General features: G+C 64.1%; 18 protein-coding genes. 8 read left to right on the top strand and 10 right to left on the bottom strand.

Features of this window, described 5'->3' with window-relative positions; genetic code table 11:
* Positions 1 to 108 precede the first annotated feature (108 nt).
* Entirely contained in the window at positions 109 to 819 is a 711-nt protein-coding gene (locus QM659_RS01150; protein ID WP_415187061.1) for a DUF1045 domain-containing protein, read from the top strand.
* Between the two features lie 22 nt (positions 820 to 841).
* Here the strand turns inward: QM659_RS01150 and QM659_RS01145 are convergent, their stop codons facing one another.
* The gene (locus QM659_RS01145) at positions 842 to 2,224 is read right to left on the bottom strand and encodes a polyhydroxyalkanoate depolymerase (protein ID WP_415187060.1); all 1,383 of its coding nucleotides are present in this window, start codon (positions 2,222 to 2,224) and stop codon (positions 842 to 844) included.
* Between the two features lie 121 nt (positions 2,225 to 2,345).
* Positions 2,346 to 2,972: an SCO family protein gene (locus QM659_RS01140; protein ID WP_415187059.1), complete on the bottom strand. Its 627-nt coding sequence runs from the start codon at positions 2,970 to 2,972 to the stop codon at positions 2,346 to 2,348.
* A 160-nt stretch (positions 2,973 to 3,132) separates the two neighbouring features.
* Between QM659_RS01140 and QM659_RS01135 the strand changes: the two genes are divergently transcribed.
* Positions 3,133 to 4,461 (top strand): ActS/PrrB/RegB family redox-sensitive histidine kinase, encoded by a 1,329-nt coding sequence (locus QM659_RS01135; RefSeq protein ID WP_303485528.1) that lies wholly within the window; start codon positions 3,133 to 3,135, stop codon positions 4,459 to 4,461.
* Between the two features lie 107 nt (positions 4,462 to 4,568).
* Entirely contained in the window at positions 4,569 to 5,123 is a 555-nt protein-coding gene (locus QM659_RS01130) for an ActR/PrrA/RegA family redox response regulator transcription factor (RefSeq protein ID WP_127077418.1), read from the top strand.
* 27 nt (positions 5,124 to 5,150) lie between these two features.
* Here QM659_RS01130 and QM659_RS01125 read toward each other — a convergent pair whose 3' ends face one another.
* The 3 genes from QM659_RS01125 to QM659_RS01115 all read right to left on the bottom strand — a co-directional run bounded on the left by QM659_RS01125 (position 5,151) and on the right by QM659_RS01115 (position 7,485).
* Positions 5,151 to 5,624 carry a nucleoside deaminase gene (locus QM659_RS01125; protein ID WP_415187156.1) on the bottom strand — a complete coding sequence of 158 codons (474 nt, stop codon included), beginning with the start codon at positions 5,622 to 5,624 and terminating at the stop codon, positions 5,151 to 5,153.
* A 37-nt stretch (positions 5,625 to 5,661) separates the two neighbouring features.
* Positions 5,662 to 6,324, bottom strand: a complete 663-nt coding sequence (locus QM659_RS01120) for a protein-S-isoprenylcysteine O-methyltransferase (RefSeq protein ID WP_415187058.1) — start codon at positions 6,322 to 6,324, stop codon at positions 5,662 to 5,664.
* 219 nt (positions 6,325 to 6,543) lie between these two features.
* The gene (locus QM659_RS01115) at positions 6,544 to 7,485 is read right to left on the bottom strand and encodes a hypothetical protein (protein ID WP_415187057.1); all 942 of its coding nucleotides are present in this window, start codon (positions 7,483 to 7,485) and stop codon (positions 6,544 to 6,546) included.
* 182 nt (positions 7,486 to 7,667) lie between these two features.
* Between QM659_RS01115 and QM659_RS01110 the strand changes: the two genes are divergently transcribed.
* The 3 genes from QM659_RS01110 to tam all read left to right on the top strand — a co-directional run bounded on the left by QM659_RS01110 (position 7,668) and on the right by tam (position 11,395).
* Positions 7,668 to 9,989 (top strand): pseudouridine synthase, encoded by a 2,322-nt coding sequence (locus QM659_RS01110; protein WP_415187056.1) that lies wholly within the window; start codon positions 7,668 to 7,670, stop codon positions 9,987 to 9,989.
* The gene (gene rsmD, locus QM659_RS01105; protein ID WP_415187055.1) at positions 9,986 to 10,543 is read left to right on the top strand and encodes a 16S rRNA (guanine(966)-N(2))-methyltransferase RsmD; all 558 of its coding nucleotides are present in this window, start codon (positions 9,986 to 9,988) and stop codon (positions 10,541 to 10,543) included. Before QM659_RS01110 ends, rsmD begins: the two co-directional genes overlap by 4 nt.
* A gap of 84 nt (positions 10,544 to 10,627) precedes the next feature.
* Positions 10,628 to 11,395 (top strand): trans-aconitate 2-methyltransferase, encoded by a 768-nt coding sequence (gene tam / locus QM659_RS01100; protein WP_303485545.1) that lies wholly within the window; start codon positions 10,628 to 10,630, stop codon positions 11,393 to 11,395.
* Positions 11,396 to 11,479: 84 nt separating this feature from the next.
* Here the strand turns inward: tam and QM659_RS01095 are convergent, their stop codons facing one another.
* Together QM659_RS01095 and rplS are read right to left on the bottom strand one after the other, a co-directional pair.
* On the bottom strand, positions 11,480 to 12,061 hold the full coding sequence (locus QM659_RS01095) for a TIGR00730 family Rossman fold protein (RefSeq protein WP_415187054.1): 582 nt from the start codon (positions 12,059 to 12,061) through the stop codon (positions 11,480 to 11,482).
* Positions 12,062 to 12,409: 348 nt separating this feature from the next.
* Positions 12,410 to 13,063, bottom strand: a complete 654-nt coding sequence (rplS, locus tag QM659_RS01090; RefSeq protein ID WP_127077411.1) for a 50S ribosomal protein L19 — start codon at positions 13,061 to 13,063, stop codon at positions 12,410 to 12,412.
* Between the two features lie 209 nt (positions 13,064 to 13,272).
* Between rplS and QM659_RS01085 the strand changes: the two genes are divergently transcribed.
* Positions 13,273 to 13,878 carry a hypothetical protein gene (locus QM659_RS01085; protein ID WP_415187053.1) on the top strand — a complete coding sequence of 202 codons (606 nt, stop codon included), beginning with the start codon at positions 13,273 to 13,275 and terminating at the stop codon, positions 13,876 to 13,878.
* A 68-nt stretch (positions 13,879 to 13,946) separates the two neighbouring features.
* On the opposite strand, the gene QM659_RS01080 is transcribed toward QM659_RS01085, so the two are convergent.
* From QM659_RS01080 to QM659_RS01070, 3 genes are read right to left on the bottom strand one after another with little or no spacing between them, the layout of a single operon-like run.
* The gene (locus QM659_RS01080) at positions 13,947 to 15,035 is read right to left on the bottom strand and encodes an HlyD family secretion protein (RefSeq protein WP_415187052.1); all 1,089 of its coding nucleotides are present in this window, start codon (positions 15,033 to 15,035) and stop codon (positions 13,947 to 13,949) included.
* Positions 15,028 to 15,816, bottom strand: a complete 789-nt coding sequence (locus QM659_RS01075) for an ABC transporter ATP-binding protein (protein WP_415187051.1) — start codon at positions 15,814 to 15,816, stop codon at positions 15,028 to 15,030. Before QM659_RS01075 ends, QM659_RS01080 begins: the two co-directional genes overlap by 8 nt.
* Complete coding sequence (locus tag QM659_RS01070) at positions 15,813 to 16,928, bottom strand: ABC transporter permease (RefSeq protein WP_127077407.1); 1,116 nt, start codon at positions 16,926 to 16,928, stop codon at positions 15,813 to 15,815. Before QM659_RS01070 ends, QM659_RS01075 begins: the two co-directional genes overlap by 4 nt.
* Before the next feature lie 291 nt (positions 16,929 to 17,219).
* On the opposite strand from QM659_RS01070, the gene dksA reads away from it, so the two are divergent.
* Complete coding sequence (gene dksA / locus QM659_RS01065) at positions 17,220 to 17,636, top strand: RNA polymerase-binding protein DksA (protein ID WP_127077406.1); 417 nt, start codon at positions 17,220 to 17,222, stop codon at positions 17,634 to 17,636.
* Positions 17,637 to 17,645: the final 9 nt, after the last annotated feature.

The following is a 17,645-nucleotide window of genomic DNA, read 5'->3' as shown; positions in this document are numbered from 1 at the left end:
ATACGCCGCTCATCTTACAGCGGAACGCTCGGTGTCGAAGCGTTTCCTGGGCGAGTGAAGCGCTCGCTCAGGTCAGGAAGCCGCGTCGAACGAAAAGCTGGATCAAGAATGACAGACCGTTTCCGCCGCTATGCGATCTACTGGACGCCGGAACCGGGCAGTGCGTTCGATGCGTTCGGTTCGGCCTGGTTCGGGGGCGAAAATTTCGGTCTCGATCCCGCTCTCGCCGAGCGCGCGAAACGGGCGCCTGCGCGGTATGGCCTGCATGCCACGCTCAAGGCGCCGTTCCGTCTCCGCGAAGGCATGACCATCGAGGATATGCAACGCGCGCTCGACGCGTTCTGCAAGGTGCGACGCGCGCCGCAGGCTGCGTCGCTGCCCTTCATGCGGCATCAGCGTTACGTTGTTCTGGCACCTGGCGATGAAACCGCCGCCGTCGATTGGCTCGCCGCCGAATGCGTGACGCATTTCGACCGCTTCCGAGCGCCGCTCACCGGCGCGGATCGCGCCGCCCGCGAGATCGACACGATGACGGGGCGCGAACGGGCGTATCTGGAGGATTTCGGCTACCCCTATGTGCTGAGCGCATTTCGGTTCCACATCTCCCTCGCCGGGCCCCTTGAGCGAGGCGACGGCGAAGCCGTTCGGCGAGCGCTGGAGCCGCATCTCGCGCCGATCCTGCGGGAGCCGTTTCGCATCGACGCGCTGACCCTCCTCGGCGAGCCGGATGATGGCGCGGCCTTTCGGATTTTGAGCCGCCACCGTTTCATGGCCGCAAACACATGCGTCGCATTCAAAAAGCATGGCGCGCCCGGTTGATTGAGCCGGGCGCGCTGCATGGTCAGGCAGAGGCAGCCTCGAAGACCGTTGAAGAGATCTTTTCGCAGTCTTCCGCGCGTTCGCCGGCTGTCGCGCCGATTTCCTCGCCTTCGCCTGCAAACGGATGCCAGAGCCGGGTGAGGCTTCCTCCGCGCGCATCCGTGGAATCGCCTCCCTCGTCATGGTCGGCGATGAAGGAGAAAATGCGCGGCACGACTTCGGTGCGATAGCGCGAGCCGTTGAAGATGCCGTAGTGGCCGACGCCCGGTTGGGTGTAATGCTGTTTCTTCGTTTCCGGCAGCCCGGTGCAAAGATGAACCGCCGCCTCGGTCTGGCCGCGTCCGGTTATGTCGTCCTTCTCGCCCTCGATCGTCATGAGCGCCACCCGGCGAATGGCCGAGAGGTCCACCAGATGACCGCGATGGCGCATCTCTCCCTTCGGCAAGGTGTGTTTTACGAAGACCTGGTCGATGGTCTGGATATAATACTCGGCGGCAAGATCCATCACCGCGAGATATTCGTCGTAGAACTCCTTGTGCTTCTCGACCGAGTCTCCGTCGCCCTTCACGAGATCGAAGAACAGATCCTTGTGAGCCTTCACGTGGCGGTCAAGGTTCATCGCCATGAAGCCCGTGAGTTGCAGGAATCCCGGATAGACGAGACGCCCCGCGCCTTCGTTCGGCCAGGGCACGGACGTCACCACGGTGCGGCGGAACCAGTTCGTGCCGCGCTCCTCGGCGAGCCGGTTGACAGCCGTCGGGCTGACGCGCGTGTCGATGGGGCTTCCCTTCAGAATAACGCTTTTCGGCACGAAAGGATGGTTGCGCGCTTCCATCAGCGCCACCGCCGCCATGACGGGCACACCCGGCTGGCAGACGCCCATCACATGCACGTCGCCATGGAAAAGCTCGATCATTTCGATGATGTAATCGACGTAGTCGTCGAGATCGAACCCGCCTTCGCGAAGCGGCACCAGCCGCGCATCGGTCCAGTCCGTGATGTAGACGTCTGCGTGAGGCAACATCGCTTCAACGGTGCCACGCAGCAACGTGGCGTAATGGCCTGAAAGCGGCGCGACCATCAAAACGCGGGGCGCATCATGCCGCGCACCTTCCGGCATCGCCTTCCTGAAATGGATGAGGTTGCAGAACGGCTTCCTCCAGACGACTTCTTCTGCAATCGCGACGCTCTGGCCGCCAACGGTACATGAGCGCAGGTTGAAGGCCGGCTTCTTGTAACGGCGGGTGGTCCGTTCGACGAGTTCGGCCGCGGCGGCCGCGTTGCGTCCCATCTCGGTATAGGAAAGGGGATTGAGCGGATTTCGCATCATAAGGCGCGTGGAACTTGCTGCCATTCGAGCCGGCGACATGGCCGCGTGGCCCAGCTCATAGAGATGATAAAGCACCGGATCCTCCCCTCGAAATGCTTGATTGGAAGGACAACCCGCCAATCGCGTCAAAGATCGACCTCACAAAAGTCGATCCATGAACAACTCCAAGGGTACGCGGGTAGAACGCGTATCGATATTAACTTTTAGTCGGGGGCGCAATTGCGTCTCGCGCATTGTCGGCGGCGATCTGCTTTTTAAGTCCGTCGACCATTACATCGACGGGGGCGTTGAACATGAAATTCGTAATAAACTTTCCGTTACGATCCATCAAATACACGTAAGCGGAGTGATCGACGGAATAGTCGTCGCCACTCCCCGCCTTGCGATAATAGACGCGGTAAGCCTTGGCGGCGGTGGCCACCTCTGCCGCGTCGCCGGTCAATCCTGCGATGCGCGGGTCGAACTGCTCGACATAGCTTTTCATGACCGATGGCGTATCGCGAGCGGGGTCGACGCTGATGAACACCGGCACGACCTCGCCCGCATCGGGCCCGAGTTTCGCAAGCACATCCGCCGCCTGCTGAAGCCCGGTCGGGCAGACATCCGGGCAGTGAGTGTATCCGAAGAATACCAGCATCAATTTGCCGCGAAAGTCGGCGTCGGTGACGCGCTTGCCGTTCGTGTCGACAAGCGAAAAAGCGCCGCCGATCAGCGGCCTTGTCTCGCTTGGGCCTGTAATCGCGGGGGGCGACCATGCATAAAGTCCCGCCCCCCCGGCCCCGAGAAGGGCGAGCGCTATCACGATTACGGAGCTGCGTTTCATGGTGTACTCCATCGATTGAATAGGGAACGCCATTGATTTCGGCCGCGCTTGGCATAGAAGGGTCGTCGCGGCACAACTCACTTGCCGTCGATGACGTAAGAAAGCGTGCTGCCGTTACGATCTAACGCGGCTGGCAGCGCCAAGTAAACAGGTTCAACTCATGGACATCCTGCGCTTTCCGGCAGACAGCCCTCGTGCACAGGCGAGCCGCCTGCGTCTTCGCACGACGATCAGGCACCGATGGTTCGCCGTGGCCGGACAGACGGGCACGATCCTGCTTCTGTATTACGGGTTCAAATTCCCGGTGCCTCTCGTTGCCTGCTTCGTTTTCATTCTTTTGTCGGCTGCGCTCAACGTTGTGCTGAGCGTGGCGTTTCCGCGCTCGCAACTCCTCTCCACCCGCTATTCCGCTGCCCTGCTGTGCTTCGACATGCTCCAGTTGACCGGGCTTTTGCTCGTCACCGGCGGCATCGAAAATCCGTTCATATTTCTTCTGATCGTGCCGGTCGCCGTTTCGGCCTCCACCCAGAGACTTCGCGTTACGGCTTCGCTTGCGGCGCTGACCGTGGTGCTCGCGACGATCCTCGCGATATGGCATTGGCCGCTTCCCTGGGCGGGCGAGCCGCCGGTGCTTCCGACTGATTATCAGGTCGGCTTGTGGGCGGCCGTCGTGTCATGCATCGTCTTCATGGCAATCTATGCGTGGCGCATCGAACAGGAGGCTCGCGAGATGGCGCAGGCGCTCTCCGCGACCGAAATGGTTCTGGCGCGGGAAACCCGTCTCACCGCGCTCGACGGCCTCGCCGCCGCCGCCGCGCATCAACTCGGCACGCCGCTTTCGACGATCACACTCGTCGCCCGCGAACTCGAACGCGAAATCCCGAAAGACGCCCCCATCCGCGACGATATCGAACTGCTTCAGACCCAGGCCGCGCGTTGCCGGGAGATCCTGAGCCAGCTTTCTCGCGCGGGTCGCGAGGAGGAGCAGGACGAAATCTTCTCGCAGATGCGCCTGCGTCATCTGCTCGAAGAGGTCGTGGCGCCGCTGAGAACGCCGGAAACCGACATCATCGTGACGGTCGGCGACACGTCTCCGGCCGGGAAATCGGTTTCCGAGCCGATCATATTGCGCAATCCGGGGCTGATGCACAGCCTGGAAAATCTGATCGACAACGCTGCCGAATTCGCGAATACGCGCGTCACGGTCGATGCCACCTACAACGCCGAGGAGGTCAAGGTGCGTGTCGCCGACGACGGCCCCGGTTTTCATCCGACGGTCTTCAATCGCCTGGGCGAACCGTATGTCACGAACCGGCCACGCGCCGAGGCGGAGGACGAGGAGCACGGCATGGGGCTTGGCTTCTTCATCGCGAAAACGCTGCTGGAGCGTTCGGGCGCTTCAATCAGTATCGCCAACCGTCCGGCACCCGAGACGGGCGCAATCGTTGAGATTTCCTGGCCGCGTGACAGACTTGCTGCAGCGCTGTAAGTTGCAGGAAAGATTTGGCTTGTGTCGCTTAAATTTTGTGCGTCGCATTTTTGTGGCGTATAGTGCGACACAATGTGAGATGTGACAAAAAGGTAAATGGGCAGCTCATGGCAACTCTCGCAAGTCCGGACCTACGGACAGACAACTCGCTCCTGATCGTCGATGACGACAAGCCGTTCCTCTCGCGGCTTGCGAAAGCCATGGAGGCTCGCGGCTATGCCGTGCGCACCGCCGACACGCTTGAAGCCGGCAAGCAGGCGATTCGCGAAGCCGCTCCCGCCTACGCGGTGGTAGACATGCGGCTGGACGACGGCAACGGCCTTGAAGTCATCAAGCTTCTCAGGGAGACGCGGCCGGATTGCCGTTCCCTTGTGCTGACGGGCTACGGCAACATCGCCACCGCCGTCACGGCCGTGAAGCTCGGCGCGGTGGACTATCTGTCGAAGCCGGCAGACGCCGAGGACATTCTCGCGGCGCTTACCGCATCCGGCGAGACGAAGCCGAAGCCGCCGGAAAACCCCATGTCCGCCGACCGCGTTCGCTGGGAGCACATCCAGCGCGTCTACGAGCTTTGCAATCGCAACGTCTCCGAGACGGCGCGCCGTCTGCACATGCATCGCCGGACGCTTCAGCGCATTCTTGCGAAGCGGGCACCGAAATAGTCGGTAGGGTACGGAAACCCTCCCTTTTCAATTCCGATGCGTTCGCGACGCGTTGACCTGAGCGCGCTCGTCGCGACGCTCCCGAAAAAAGGCTCGCAGCAACTCCGCAGCCTCAGCTTCGGCGATCCCGCCGTAAATCTCCGGCGCGTGATGGCATGTGCTCGCCGAAAAGAAGCGCACGCCGTTTTCCACCGCGCCGCCTTTCTCATCCCACGCGCCGAAATACAGCCGCCTTATTCGCGCGAACGAAATCGCCGCAGCGCACATCGTGCATGGTTCCAGCGTCACGTAGAGATCGTATCCCGGCAAGCGCTCGCTCTGGGCAGCTTCGCAGGCTTGCCGGATCGCCCGCATCTCCGCGTGACCGAAAGGATCGCGCACCGAGATGACAAGGTTGTGACCGCGCCCCGCGATCGTTCCATCCGGCGCGACGACAATGGCACCCACCGGCGTTTCGCCCAAAGCGGCGGCGCGCTCCGCTTCGGTCAGCGCTTCCCGCATGTATCTGTTCGGTTTCACGCGCCTTGAGCCTGCCCCTTTACGCAAATCCCTTCGGAAACAGCCGTCCGGCTCTGCCGCAATACGCGTCGTAGGCCGGGCCGAACTGCCGCCGCATCATCGCTTCCTCTTTCGGAACACGAATGAACCACATCAGAGCAAAAGCCGGAAGAACAAGAAATCCCGCGATCCAGTTCTGGACGAGCAGAGGCTGTGCGGCGGCGGCTCCCCAGATCGCCGCATACATCGGGTGGCGAATGCGGGCGTAGATGCCGTTCGTCACGAGTTCATGTCCATCCCGCACTTCGAGGCCGGGGCTCCAGTTGCGGCCAAGATCGGCATGGGAACGCCAGAAGATCCAGAGCGAAATCGCCATGAGCGCCGCGCCAACGGCTGCCGCCCATTCAGGCAGCCCGTAATCGGCGAACGCGAAGACACCGAGCCCGAGGTAGAGAAGCGGCAGAACCATCATCGTGGCGAACATCCCCATAAGAAGCGCCACTTCGACGGCATCCTTCTGTGAAGTCGAGATCGTGTTTTTCGCGTTGCGGATGGAGTAAGGCGCACGGATCGCCGTCTGAACGAAGAAGGCGATGAGCCACAGCATCGCGGGCCACTCGATTTGGCGCCAGCGGAGAACGGCGAGAACGAGCAACACGATCCCGATCAGCGAGGTGATGGCGCCAATTCCACTCCTTATCATCGATTTTTTCTGAACAGCCATCGCAACAACCCAGCGTTAAAAATCGCGCAAGCCCAAGCGGGGCTCTGGCGACTATATAACAAGTTGCCGGACCGGTTAAGAGGTTTAAGAAAGATAATCTATAAAAAACAACGCGTTAGAATAAAAACAAGAATGGATCGCGACAAAAAAAATCCCGGCACATCGGCCGGGATTTGTCTTCTGTCGATCTCGGCGCGGTCACGCCGCCTCGGCGGTTTCCTTGAGGTCGAGCTGATCCTGGAGATCGCGCAGGATGTCGGCGGCTTTCGGCATCGGCACGGCTGACGGCCCGGGCGCTTCAAGCCGCGCATCGTCGCGCTTCACGTCGGCGCGGTCTTCATGCTTGAACTCGATGAGCTGCGTGCGCGGCTTCAGCACGGTGCTTGCGCGCACCTCGCGGCCGGCGTCCATCTCCTCCGTATAGGCACCCGAGCGGAACAGCGTCTCGATGGACTTCGCGACGACGCGCATCGTGCGCTGCGCGAGTTCCTCGCCGATGATCTGCTGGGCCTGCGCCTCCTTGATGCGCGACACGAAACCCGCCGCCATCATGGCCACCTCGATCTGATAGCGGAAATTCTCTTCGGGCGAGTATTTCACACGGTCCCAGACGTTGACGAGCAGCGTGCTAAGGTCGTCCATGACGACGCCTGCGCCGAAGAAATCGAAGGACTTCGCGCCGCCCGAGTCGATGGAGCCGATGGCAAGGCTCACGCCCATATCGGGATGGAGCGCGGACAGGGAGCCGTAAAGCTCGTCCATGGAGCGGATGACGTTGATGACGATCTGCGGATCGGTCAGCGAGCGCTCCTTCTCAGCGATCAGCACGCGCACGCGCCTGATCTCGCGCTCCACGCCCTGCGCGTCGGCGATGACGAGTTCGCCCTTGTCGGTGTCGCGCGTGAGGAGTTCGCGCAGCTTCGGCATGACGAAGATGACGTTGTACGCACCGACGTCGACATCGGACAGAAGCTTCCGGTTCACGGCCTGCTCGCCATCGATGAGGCTCGACCAGAAAGCCAGATCCAGCAGCGGGTTAAGCCCGAAAAATGTCATGAGGTCTTTTTCTTCGTCGCCGAACTGCTGATAGTGGCGCGTGAACTCGTTATATGCGAGAAGTATGCGTTGTGTGCGGTTCACGCCATCGGCCTGCTGGCCGGTTCGAGCGACTCGCAGCAATTCACGAATCTGCGCGGCATGAAGGGCTTCCCGCAAACTGTTGACAGCCTTTATAATCCTCTCTCGCCGCATGTCTCTGTCTCCTAACCTCGCCGAATCATTTGCGGTTTTCGGAAGGTTAGCCTTTTTTATTGGTTCACATCATGCCTTCACCGAACGATACACGCGATCAGGACAATGCGGGAGCCGAGAGGATCGCAAAAGTCATAGCCAGATCAGGGCTTTGCTCTCGAAGAGACGCTGAAGTTCTGATTGGGGAAAAGCGGGTTTCCGTCAACGGCTCGATCATAGAAAGCGCCGCGCTGGACGTTTCACCCGCCGACCGAGTCGCCGTAGACGGCCATCCGCTGCCCGCGCGCGAGCCGCCGCGCCTGTGGCGTTACCACAAGCCGAAGGGTCGCGTGACGACCCATAAGGACCCGGAAGGCCGCCCGACGGTGTTCGAGGCGCTGCCCGACAACCTTCCGCGCCTCATCTCAATAGGGCGTCTCGACTTCAACACCGAAGGGCTGCTGCTCCTCACCAACGACGGCGAGCTTGCGCGCCATATGGAACTGCCGTCGACCGGCTGGGCGCGCCGCTATCGCGTGCGCGCTTTCGGCGAAATCGATCAGGCGTCGCTCGACAAGCTGAAGGACGGCGTGAAGATCGCGGGCGTGAATTACGGCCCCGTCGAAGCGTCGCTCGAACGCGAGACCGGCGACAACGTCTGGATCACGCTCCTGATCCGCGAGGGCAAGAACCGCGAGGTGCGCCGCATTATGGAGCACCTCGGCCTTACGGTGAACCGGCTTATTCGCATCTCGTTCGGCCCGTTTATGCTCGGCGATCTGGAACCCGGCCAGGTCGAGGAAGTGAAAACGAGCGTCCTGAAGGACCAACTTGGCCCGCGCCTCGCCCGCTCGCTCGGCGTTCGCCGCGAGGTCGTGCGCGAGGAAAAGCGCCTTCCGACGCCCTCGCGCGGCAAGCCGACCTATCTGCGCCGCAAGCCGGACGAGCCGGAGCGTCCGCGCCGCGTCGTCGATGAGCCGCAGATGCGGCAGCGGCGCGTGCTGTCCGAAGACGCCACGGAAGCCCCCATCGTCGAACTCGTGCCGGTGCCGAAGCCGCCGCGCGCAGAGCGCGGAGAAAAGCGCGAGTTCGCCCCGCGTGATCGGGGCGAACGGAGTTTCGACAGGCCGCGCGATGGCGACCGCGGTGAGCGTCGTCCGTTTGCGCGTCGCGAGGATAGCGGCGGGGAGCGCCCGGCGTTCCGCAGCCGCGCCGAAGGCGACCGCGCGTCCCGTGTCGCGAGAGACGGCGATGGCGGCGAGCGCAAGCCGTATCGGACACGGCGCGAAGGGGAGGGCGAGAGCCGCTTCAATCCCCGTGATGCGGGCGACCGTCCCGCTTTCCGCAAACGCGACGGCGCCCGGTCGGAGCGTCCTTCTCGTACGGACGGCGGCGACCGTCCGCCATTCCGGCGGCGCGAGGCGGAGAGCGGCGCGGATCGAGGCGGCGACGCGCCGACGCGCGGATGGGCGCCCCGGATCGACGCGACGACAGAGGAGCATGCGGCGCCGCGCTTCAAAAGGCGCGAGGAGGGTGGCGAGGGCAGGCCGTCGCGTCCGAGCGATGCGCGTGGCGAGCGCCGCCCGTTCAACCGCGATGCGCGCCCCGAGGGCCGCTTCGAGCGCAAGCCGCGCGACGGCGATGCGGGCGGCGAACGTCGGCCGTTCGTGCGCCGTGAAGATGGTGCGGAGCGCCCGGCGTTCCGCAGCCGCAGCGATGGCGAGCGCCCCGCGCGTTTCGCGAAAGATGGCGAGGGCGGCGAACGCCGGAGCTTCCGTCCGCGCGAAGGCAGCGGCGAGCGCAAGAGTTTCGGCCCTCGCGACGGGGGCGACCGCCCGGCTTTCCGAAAACGGGAGGGAGACCGCGCGGAGCGGCCTTCGCGGGCCGCGGGCGAAGACAGGCCGCGCTTTCGCAGGTCGGAGGATGGCGGCGATACTGCGCGCGGGCCACGGCCCGACCGTGCGGGCGGCGAGCGTCCCGCCTACCGGAGCCGCAGCAACGACGCGGGCGCGGGCGGCGAGCGCAAGAGCTTCGACAAGCCTTTCCGCGACCGCCGCGAAGGTTTCGGTGACCGTGCCCCGCAAGGGGAGGGCGAACGCGCGTCGGGCGGTGGGCGGTCGTTCGGCAAGAAGCCGTTCGGTACACGAGACGGTGCGAAGTCGTTTTCGGGCCGGAGCGCTGCGGGCGGCAAGCCTTTCGGGGCCAGGTCCGGTGATGCACCGGCACGGGACGGCAGTGGTGGCGAAGGCGGCGAACGCAAATCTTTCGGCGCGCGCAAGTCGTTCGGCGCACGCGGCGGCAAGCCCGGCGGCGGCGCTGGCGGCAAGGGCGGCAAACCTTTCACCCGGCGCGCTGGCCCGTCGAAGCCGGCCACGGGCGGTGGCCCGCGCAAACCGCGGGGCGATAAGGCGTGAGGATCGTCGGCGGGCGATTTCGCGGGCGTGCCATCGCCGCGCCCGACGGCATGACGACGCGGCCCACCTCGGACCGCGTCCGCGAATCGCTGTTCAATATTCTGGCGCACGGCGTCGACGGCCCGCCGCTTGAAGGCGCGCGGGTGCTCGACCTCTTCGCGGGCACGGGCGCGCTCGGCCTTGAAGCCCTCTCGCGCGGCGCGGCCTATTGCCTGTTCGTGGAGGACGAGGCGGCGGCACGCGGCGCCATCCGCGAGAACATCGAGGCGCTTGGGCTGACGGGCGCGAGCAAGCTCTGGCGGCGCGATGCGACGAAGCTCGGGGTTGCGGCGCCGATGCAGCCCTTTCAACTCGTCTTCGCCGATCCGCCCTATGCGAAGGGCCTCGGCGAACTTGCGTTGAAAGCCGCGCTCGACGGCGGCTGGCTCGCGCCGGACGCGATTTGCGTGCTGGAAGAGCGCGCAGACGTGGCTGTCGCGCTGCCGGAAGTCTTCGAGCAGGTCGATACGCGCGTCTACGGCGACACCGCGCTTCATTTTTTCCGCAAGCCCTGAACAGCGGCTTTTTTCGACGTCCCGACGCATGATAAGCTTCCCGCACGCGCCGAACGCCTGAGCGGGGCGCAATCGGAGGCGTGCATGCCGTGGTCGTCCGAGCAATATCTGAAATTCGAGGATCAGCGCACGCGCCCCGCGCGCGACCTGCTCAACGCCGTTCCGGCCGATGTGATCGCGAGGGCCGCCGATCTCGGCTGCGGGCCGGGCAATTCCACCGAACTCATCGCCGCGCGCTTCCCGGAAGCCGACATCGTCGGCGTGGATAGTTCCGCCGACATGCTCGACGCGGCGAGGAAGCGCCTTCCCGGCGTGAAGTTCCGTTTCGGTCGCATCGAGGAGTGGAGCGAACCGGGGCCATGGGATCTGATCTATGCGAACGCGTCGTTGCAATGGGTCGGTCAGCACGAGCGGCTGTTGCCAAGGCTCGCCGAACGGCTTTCGCAAGGCGGCTCGCTCGCCGTGCAGATGCCGGACAACCTCGGCGAGCCGTCGCATGCGAGCCTTCGCGCGGTGGCGGCCACGCCCGCCTATGTCGCGAAGCTCGGCAAGGCGATCAAGGTCCGAAGCCCTTTGCCGCGCGCGGAATGGTATTACCGCCTGCTCAAGCCATATGCATCGCGCGTCGACATCTGGCGGACGACCTATCTGCACGTCATGGAGAGCCACGACGCCATCGTGGAGTGGGTGAAGGGCACCGGGGCGCGCCCGTTTCTGAAGCCGCTCGACGCGGACGAGCAAACGGCTTTCCTCGCCGCTTATCGCGAAGAACTGACGAAGGGCTACCCGGCGCTTGAAGACGGCACCGTGCTGCTGCCGTTCCCGCGCTTCTTCCTCGTCGCGACGCGGTGACCGTTCCGATGCCTTACCCTAACGCGACGTCTGGAACAGCCGCTCGATTTCGATGCCGCTTTCGACGGGCGCGGCGGTGCGGCCTCAATATTCGTCCTCGCCGATCCACTTGACGGCGGCGGGCGCGCGGTAAGCCTCCAGCGCCGAGAGCAGCGCGCCGGGTTCGTCCACCACGATCAGCATGTCGCGATGGAGTGGACGAAGGAAGCCCTGCGTTACGACGTGGTCGAGAAAACCGCTCAGGCCGTCGTAGAAGCCGTTCACGTTGAGGAGCGCGCAGGGCTTCTCGTGGTCGGAGAGCTGCGCCCACGTCCACACCTCGAAAATCTCCTCAAGCGTGCCGATGCCGCCCGGCAGCGCGACGAAGCCGTCGGAAAGCTCGGCCATCAGCGCCTTTCGCTCGTGCATCGAGCCGACGACGCGAAGGTCCGACAAGCCGGCATGGCCGACTTCCTTGCGCACCAGCGCCTCAGGGATGACGCCCGTTACCGTGCCGCCCGCCTCCATGCAGGCATCCGCGAGCACCCCCATCAGGCCGACGGCGGCGCCGCCATAGACGAGCCCGATCTCGGTCTCGGCGAGCGCGACGCCGAGCAGCCGCGCGGCCTCGGCATAAGCGCCGTCGACGCCCCGGCTCGATCCGCAGAAAACACAAAGCCTTTTCATGATGTCATCCTGCATTGCCCTGCCGCGATTCGAAGGAGAGGCGCGCCAGTCTTGTCCGCGCATGAGAGGAATCGCGCAAGCGCCGCCGCTTTCCCGGATCGTGCCGAGGCGGCTGTGTACCATTTTTCGCGGAAGATGGAAGCGGCGCAATTCTCCGGCCTGCCGCGGCGGCATCGGGCGGCACATCATGCCTGAAACGAACGCGGCGCATCGCGTTTCAGATGTCGACAAACGGCGGGCACAAAAAAGGCCGGGCGTCGCCCGGCCGGAGCTGACCGCCGCAGCGGTCCTTGAGCGGTTCTGATGCCGCTGCCAATCAGGTATTCGGCGAAGTTCGCCGCGAAGCGCTTACGCCTCGGCCGTTTCTTCGGCCGGAACTTCGCTGGCCGTGGTTTCGGCGAGCAGCTTCAGCGCCTGGCCCGGCCAATCCTCGCGCTCGAGGCGGCCGCCGAGCTTCAGGTAATCGTCGACGAGGGCGATTTCCTCATCGGTGAGGTTCGCGAGCTGCTCGAACTTGATCACATTGATCTCGGCGAGGCGCTTTTCGTCAGCAGCCTGCAGGCCCTTGATGAGCTTGAGGTCGTCGGGGTTGCCCTTCGGACGCTTGAAGCCCTTGAATTCGGCCTTGAGCGCCTTGGCGCGGTTGTCGGTGCGTTCCGGAATACGGGCCGCCTTGCCGCGCAGGCCACGCAGGTAATACAGCTTCGCGCGGCGAACCTTGCCACGGCGGATGACCGTGATGCTGTCGATGAGCGGCGAGTAAAGCGGAAACACGCGTTCCACGCCTTCGCCATAGGAAATCTTGCGGACGGTGAAGCTTTCCTGGAAGCCGCCGCCAAAACGCGCGATGCAGACGCCTTCATAGGCCTGAACGCGTTCGCGGCTGCCTTCGACGACCTTCACGTTGACGCGCAGCGTGTCGCCGGGCTGGAAGGTGGGGATGCGGCGCTTTGCCTCAAGCTGCGCCATCTGCTCTTTTTCAAGCGTTTGGATGATGTTCATCTCTGCGAAATCCTTCTACGGCGATCAAAGGCACCTTCTTGCCGCGCTGAAAAGCGCAAGCCGCCGCGCCAGTTGAGCTGGAATTTCGCCTGTGTAAGCGAAAAAATCCGGCTTGTCGATTGCAACATTTCGGTGAAGGGCCGATTTCCGCGCAAGATAGCTGGATTATGTTGGCGGAAATGCAACGTAGCCCCCATATCAGGAGTATGATGCGACATCTTTCGTTCCGGGCCCCCGCCGCCGCATTCATTGCGCTTTTCGCGCTCCATTCCCCAGCAAGCGCGGGGGATCAGGCGAAGACGATCATCAATTCGCTCGATCCCAAGAGCATGACGGAGCTGTTTGAAGTCTCGCGCCGTCAGCCCGACGCCGCGCTGACGAACATCGCGCCGGTTTCCGCAAACACATTCCGCTTTCTCTTCATATGGCCCGGCTCGAATCCGGTCATGACCTACGATCGCGTGGGGCGGAGCTTCGCCGAGCGATTCGTCGGGTTCGCGGATCAGTTGAAGCTGCTGGTGAAGGGCTTCTGCCTGCCGTCGAGTCACATGTTCTTCGGCACCGCGTCCTATGGCGGCGAAGAGGTGAACGTCGCCTACCGCGATATCCAGGTGCGCTTTCGCGCGGGGTGGCAACCCGATTGCGCGGGCCGGTATCTCTCGGTCGCGGACGTAGATCGCCTGTTCGCGCCGCTGCCGTTTACCGGTTACGGGGCGGCGTTGCCCTATCGTCCCAGGCCGGACAAGCCGACGACCCCGCAGGAAAATGAGCTGAAGCCCTTCCTCAACCCCGCTCCATCCGCGCCTGTCCAATAGGCGGCGTACGGCTGAGCCGGCGGAGCCATTCGCAGTGATCGAACCGGAATGGCTGTTTCCCGGGCCGTCTACCGCGTGGCCGAGCCGGTCGAGAGAGATGTCTGCTCGGTGCTCTCGGCGTCGCGGAACATCACATCGACGCGCATGCCGGGAAGCAGCGGTCCGCCGGGTTCCATGTCGAGGACCACTTCCAGAATGTCGACGTCGGTATGCTTGCGGGGGCCGCGCGAGGTCAGCTGCGGGCTGCCGAGCGTCTTTGCCATCGACGAGACGCGCGCATCGAAGACGCGATCCGGGAACGCCTCGGACTTCACGACCGCGCGCTGGCCGACGAACACCTTGCGGACGTCGCGCTCTTCCACCTCGGCGCGGGCCTGCATGTGGTCGCTGTCGCCGAGCAGGATGAGCGGCGCGCCAGCTGCGGCCATCTCTCCGGCGCGCGCCTCGACCTTGAGCACGCTCGCGTCGGCCGGAGCGCGGACTCGCAGGCGTTCGAGGTTCGCGGAAACGGCGGTCACTTCGGCGCGCGCGGCGGCAAGGGCCGCTTCCTCGCGGGTCAGCGCCGGAAGATCGCGCTCCTCCACACGCCGGAGCTTCTGCCGCTCGCGTTCGAGCCGGTCGGCGGCATTCGCGACAGCCGTGCGCGCCTTCGCGACATCGGGCTCGCTCGCCTTGTAGTGCTTCCAGTTCGCAAGCGTGGCGTCGAGGTCCATACGCGCGTCGAAGGCTTCGCGCTCGGCATCGTAGACCGCGTCTTCGGCTTTGCGGCGGTCGAGCGCGCCGCCTTTCGCTTTCGCGTCGTCGCGGTCGGCGATTTTCACCGCCACCTGCGCTTCGAGCGCAGCGAGCCTCGCAGCCAGTTCCCCGTCATCGAGACGGAACAGCAGGTCGCCTTGCCGCACATGATCGTCCGCGCTGACGAGAACATCTTTTATCGCGGCTGGCACGGGCGCGGCGATGCGAAGCTCGCGCCCCTTGGGTTCGACCCGGCCCGGCGCGGCTGCCGCCCAGAGTGGCGTCACGGGCGAGGCGAGCTGAGGCTCCGACCAGGCGGGGGCGCCGCCCGGCTGGTAGACACCGGTGGCGATGAGGATGGCGAGGCCGAGCCCGGCCGAGCCGGAGACGAGCGCTACTGAACCGAGGCGGAAATTACGCATGCGCTTGTCTCTTTCTCTCCTGATAGGCGGCGGCATTGCCGTGGGCCGCCTGCGCTTGTCTCGGCCGCGCCGGGATGACGGTTGCGGCGTGCTTCTTCCGCTCTCCCGAGATGCAGCCATCCTCTATTTCGATCACGCGGTCGGCGAAGGGGATGGTGCGCGGATCATGCGTGACGGCGAGGACGGCGCGGCCGTCCTTTCTTGCCACGCGGCTCAGAAGCTCCATGATCGCGTAGCCGTTTTCGGTATCGAGGGCAGCGGTCGGCTCGTCGGCGAGGATGACCGGCGGCTCCGGGGCGATGGCGCGCGCGATGGCGACGCGCTGTTTCTCGCCGCCCGACAGCGTGCCGGGATAAGCCTTGAGCCGGTGCCCGAGGCCAACCTCGATCAGCGCTTCTGCCGCGCGCTCCTTGCACTCGCGAGCGGAAAAGCCGCGCACGTCGAGGCCGAGCCGCACATTGTCGAGCGCGCAAAGCGTCGGAAACAGGTTGTAGGACTGGAAGATGAAGCCGAGATGGCGACGGCGCAGGTCGGCAAGATCTTCCGCCGAACGATGGGTGACCGTCTCGCCGCCGAGGGTCAGCGTGCCGGATGTGGGCGTCAGCAGACATCCGAGGATCGACAGCAGTGTGGTCTTGCCGCTGCCGGAGGGGCCCATCAGCAGTGTGAATTCGCCCTCGCAGAGCGCGAGGTCGACGCCTTTCAACGCCTGCACCTTGCCTTCGCCCTGACCGAGTTCCTTCACGATCTGGCGGGCTTCGAGAATGGGAAACGCTCTCATCGTGCAAACACCATGGCGGGATCGATCTTGGTCACCTTGAAAATGGAGGAAAGGGCCGACACCGCGCACATGACGACGGTGACGACGAGAAGCATCGCGGCGAGCTGCGGGGTCAGCATGATTGGCATGGGCGTATGGAGGCTTGCCCGCGCCACCGCGAACGAGACCGCGATGCCGAGCCCATAGCCGAGGAACGCGCTGGCAGTCGCCTGGGTGAGAATCACCTTGTGGATATAGAAGGACGAGGAGCCGAGCGCCCGCAGGGTGGCGAACTCGGCGAGATGATCCTTGGTGCTGGAATAGAGAGTCTGCGCGACGACAACCGTGCCGATGATGAGACCGAGCACCGCGCCGCCTAGCAACGCCACGCCCGCGCCGGTGCCGAACAGCCAGTAATCGAGGTTCGTCTGCCGGAACTCGGCCTTGGTGAAGATCGACGTGCCGGGAAGCTTCTTTTCGAGCGCCCGCTTCACGCCGGAGATGTCGACGCCCGGCTGCACCGTCACGAGATAGAACGTCGCCTGGTCGGACGGTACCGAAAGAAGCTCCCGCGCTTTTGCCAGCGACATGAAGATATAGGGCGAGGTCGTGAAGGAGCGGATGCCATCCGTCAAGGCATCCACGCGCAGCCGCTGGCCATTGATCTCGGCGACGGAGCCGATCCCGGAGATACCCAGCGTGTCGGCATAGGTGCGGTCGACCGCGACGCCATCGGGCGAGATGGCGGACACCGCGCCTTCCACCACATTCCACGGCGGCAACGTGCCGTCAGCCCCTACGATGACGACGCTCGTCGTGCTTGTGTCGCTCCGCGTCCACGGAGCAAAGGAGGCCACGATGGGCTCGACGGCGGTGACCCCTGGAACAGAGAGCGCCGCGAAGCGTTCGCGCCCGTGAAGGATCGTCGCCTGTTCGAAGCTGTTCGAGCCGTAGGCGGCAATCCAGATATCGCCGCCCGCGTGATCGATGGTATCGACGATCATCTTGCGTGCGCCGAGGTACAGCCCGAGCTGGACCGCCAACAGGACGACGGCAAACAGAATGCCGACAAGCGTCACGAGAAAGCGGGCTCGATCGTGAACGAGGTTGCGTATTGCGAGTTTGGTAACCATATGAACGCGGGCGGTATCCGTCCTTTGGCGCGGCGAAGGGCGGGTTCCGAAGCAAAATCTGCAACGCGCCGTGGGTCGGCAAATATGAACGCCCAACTTCTGATAGAGGGGCGAATGAACAAACAACTGTGGCAAGATGCGGGCGAAGTGTAACGGGCCTTCGCGGCAGTGCTACGATCTTGACTTGGAACGCGTTGAACGTCATAAGGGCTGCAATCATCGCGATTGTAAGTTTTTAGCGTCTTCAAGACCCCGCCAGACTTGGCGGGAGTTCGTGCGATAGGGGGCGACATGGGAGCAGTCGATCTGCCTCCGGACTACCGGCCATCTGAAGACGAACCTTTCATGAATGAGCGCCAGCGCGCTTATTTCCGGAAGAAACTTCTGGATTGGCGGGACGAGATTCTTCGCGAAAGCAAGGAAACCCTCGATTTTCTTCAGGATTCAACCCAGCATCCCGACGTGACCGACCGTGCGAGCTACGAATCTGATCGCGGGATAGAGCTTCGCGCGCGCGATCGTCAGCGGAAACTCATCGCCAAGATCGATGCGGCGCTAGGCCGGATCGAGGACGGCACATACGGCTATTGCGAGGAGACTGGCGAGCCCATCGGCGTGAAGCGGCTGGACGCCCGCCCCGTCGCGACGCTGAGCCTCGAAGCGCAGGAGCGGCACGAGCGCCGCGAGCGGATCTATCGCGACGACTGATCGTGTCGA

Source organism: Rhodomicrobium sp., from assembly GCF_047605405.1.
GTDB classification, from domain to species: Bacteria; Pseudomonadota; Alphaproteobacteria; order Rhizobiales; family Rhodomicrobiaceae; genus Rhodomicrobium; species Rhodomicrobium lacus.
This window is presented reverse-complemented; position numbering and strand designations above follow the sequence as displayed.

Coding starts and splice junctions, on each gene's coding strand:
- QM659_RS01150 (WP_415187061.1), top strand. CDS start 109: ATGACAGACCGTTTCCGCCGCTATGCGATCTACTGGACGCCGGAACCG.
- QM659_RS01140 (WP_415187059.1), bottom strand. CDS start 2,972: ATGAAACGCAGCTCCGTAATCGTGATAGCGCTCGCCCTTCTCGGGGCC.
- QM659_RS01135 (WP_303485528.1), top strand. CDS start 3,133: ATGGACATCCTGCGCTTTCCGGCAGACAGCCCTCGTGCACAGGCGAGC.
- QM659_RS01130 (WP_127077418.1), top strand. CDS start 4,569: ATGGCAACTCTCGCAAGTCCGGACCTACGGACAGACAACTCGCTCCTG.
- QM659_RS01125 (WP_415187156.1), bottom strand. CDS start 5,624: ATGCGGGAAGCGCTGACCGAAGCGGAGCGCGCCGCCGCTTTGGGCGAA.
- QM659_RS01120 (WP_415187058.1), bottom strand. CDS start 6,324: ATGATAAGGAGTGGAATTGGCGCCATCACCTCGCTGATCGGGATCGTG.
- QM659_RS01110 (WP_415187056.1), top strand. CDS start 7,668: ATGCCTTCACCGAACGATACACGCGATCAGGACAATGCGGGAGCCGAG.
- tam (WP_303485545.1), top strand. CDS start 10,628: ATGCCGTGGTCGTCCGAGCAATATCTGAAATTCGAGGATCAGCGCACG.
- QM659_RS01095 (WP_415187054.1), bottom strand. CDS start 12,061: ATGAAAAGGCTTTGTGTTTTCTGCGGATCGAGCCGGGGCGTCGACGGC.
- rplS (WP_127077411.1), bottom strand. CDS start 13,063: ATGAACATCATCCAAACGCTTGAAAAAGAGCAGATGGCGCAGCTTGAG.
- QM659_RS01085 (WP_415187053.1), top strand. CDS start 13,273: ATGCGACATCTTTCGTTCCGGGCCCCCGCCGCCGCATTCATTGCGCTT.
- QM659_RS01080 (WP_415187052.1), bottom strand. CDS start 15,035: ATGCGTAATTTCCGCCTCGGTTCAGTAGCGCTCGTCTCCGGCTCGGCC.
- QM659_RS01075 (WP_415187051.1), bottom strand. CDS start 15,816: ATGAGAGCGTTTCCCATTCTCGAAGCCCGCCAGATCGTGAAGGAACTC.
- QM659_RS01070 (WP_127077407.1), bottom strand. CDS start 16,928: ATGGTTACCAAACTCGCAATACGCAACCTCGTTCACGATCGAGCCCGC.
- dksA (WP_127077406.1), top strand. CDS start 17,220: ATGGGAGCAGTCGATCTGCCTCCGGACTACCGGCCATCTGAAGACGAA.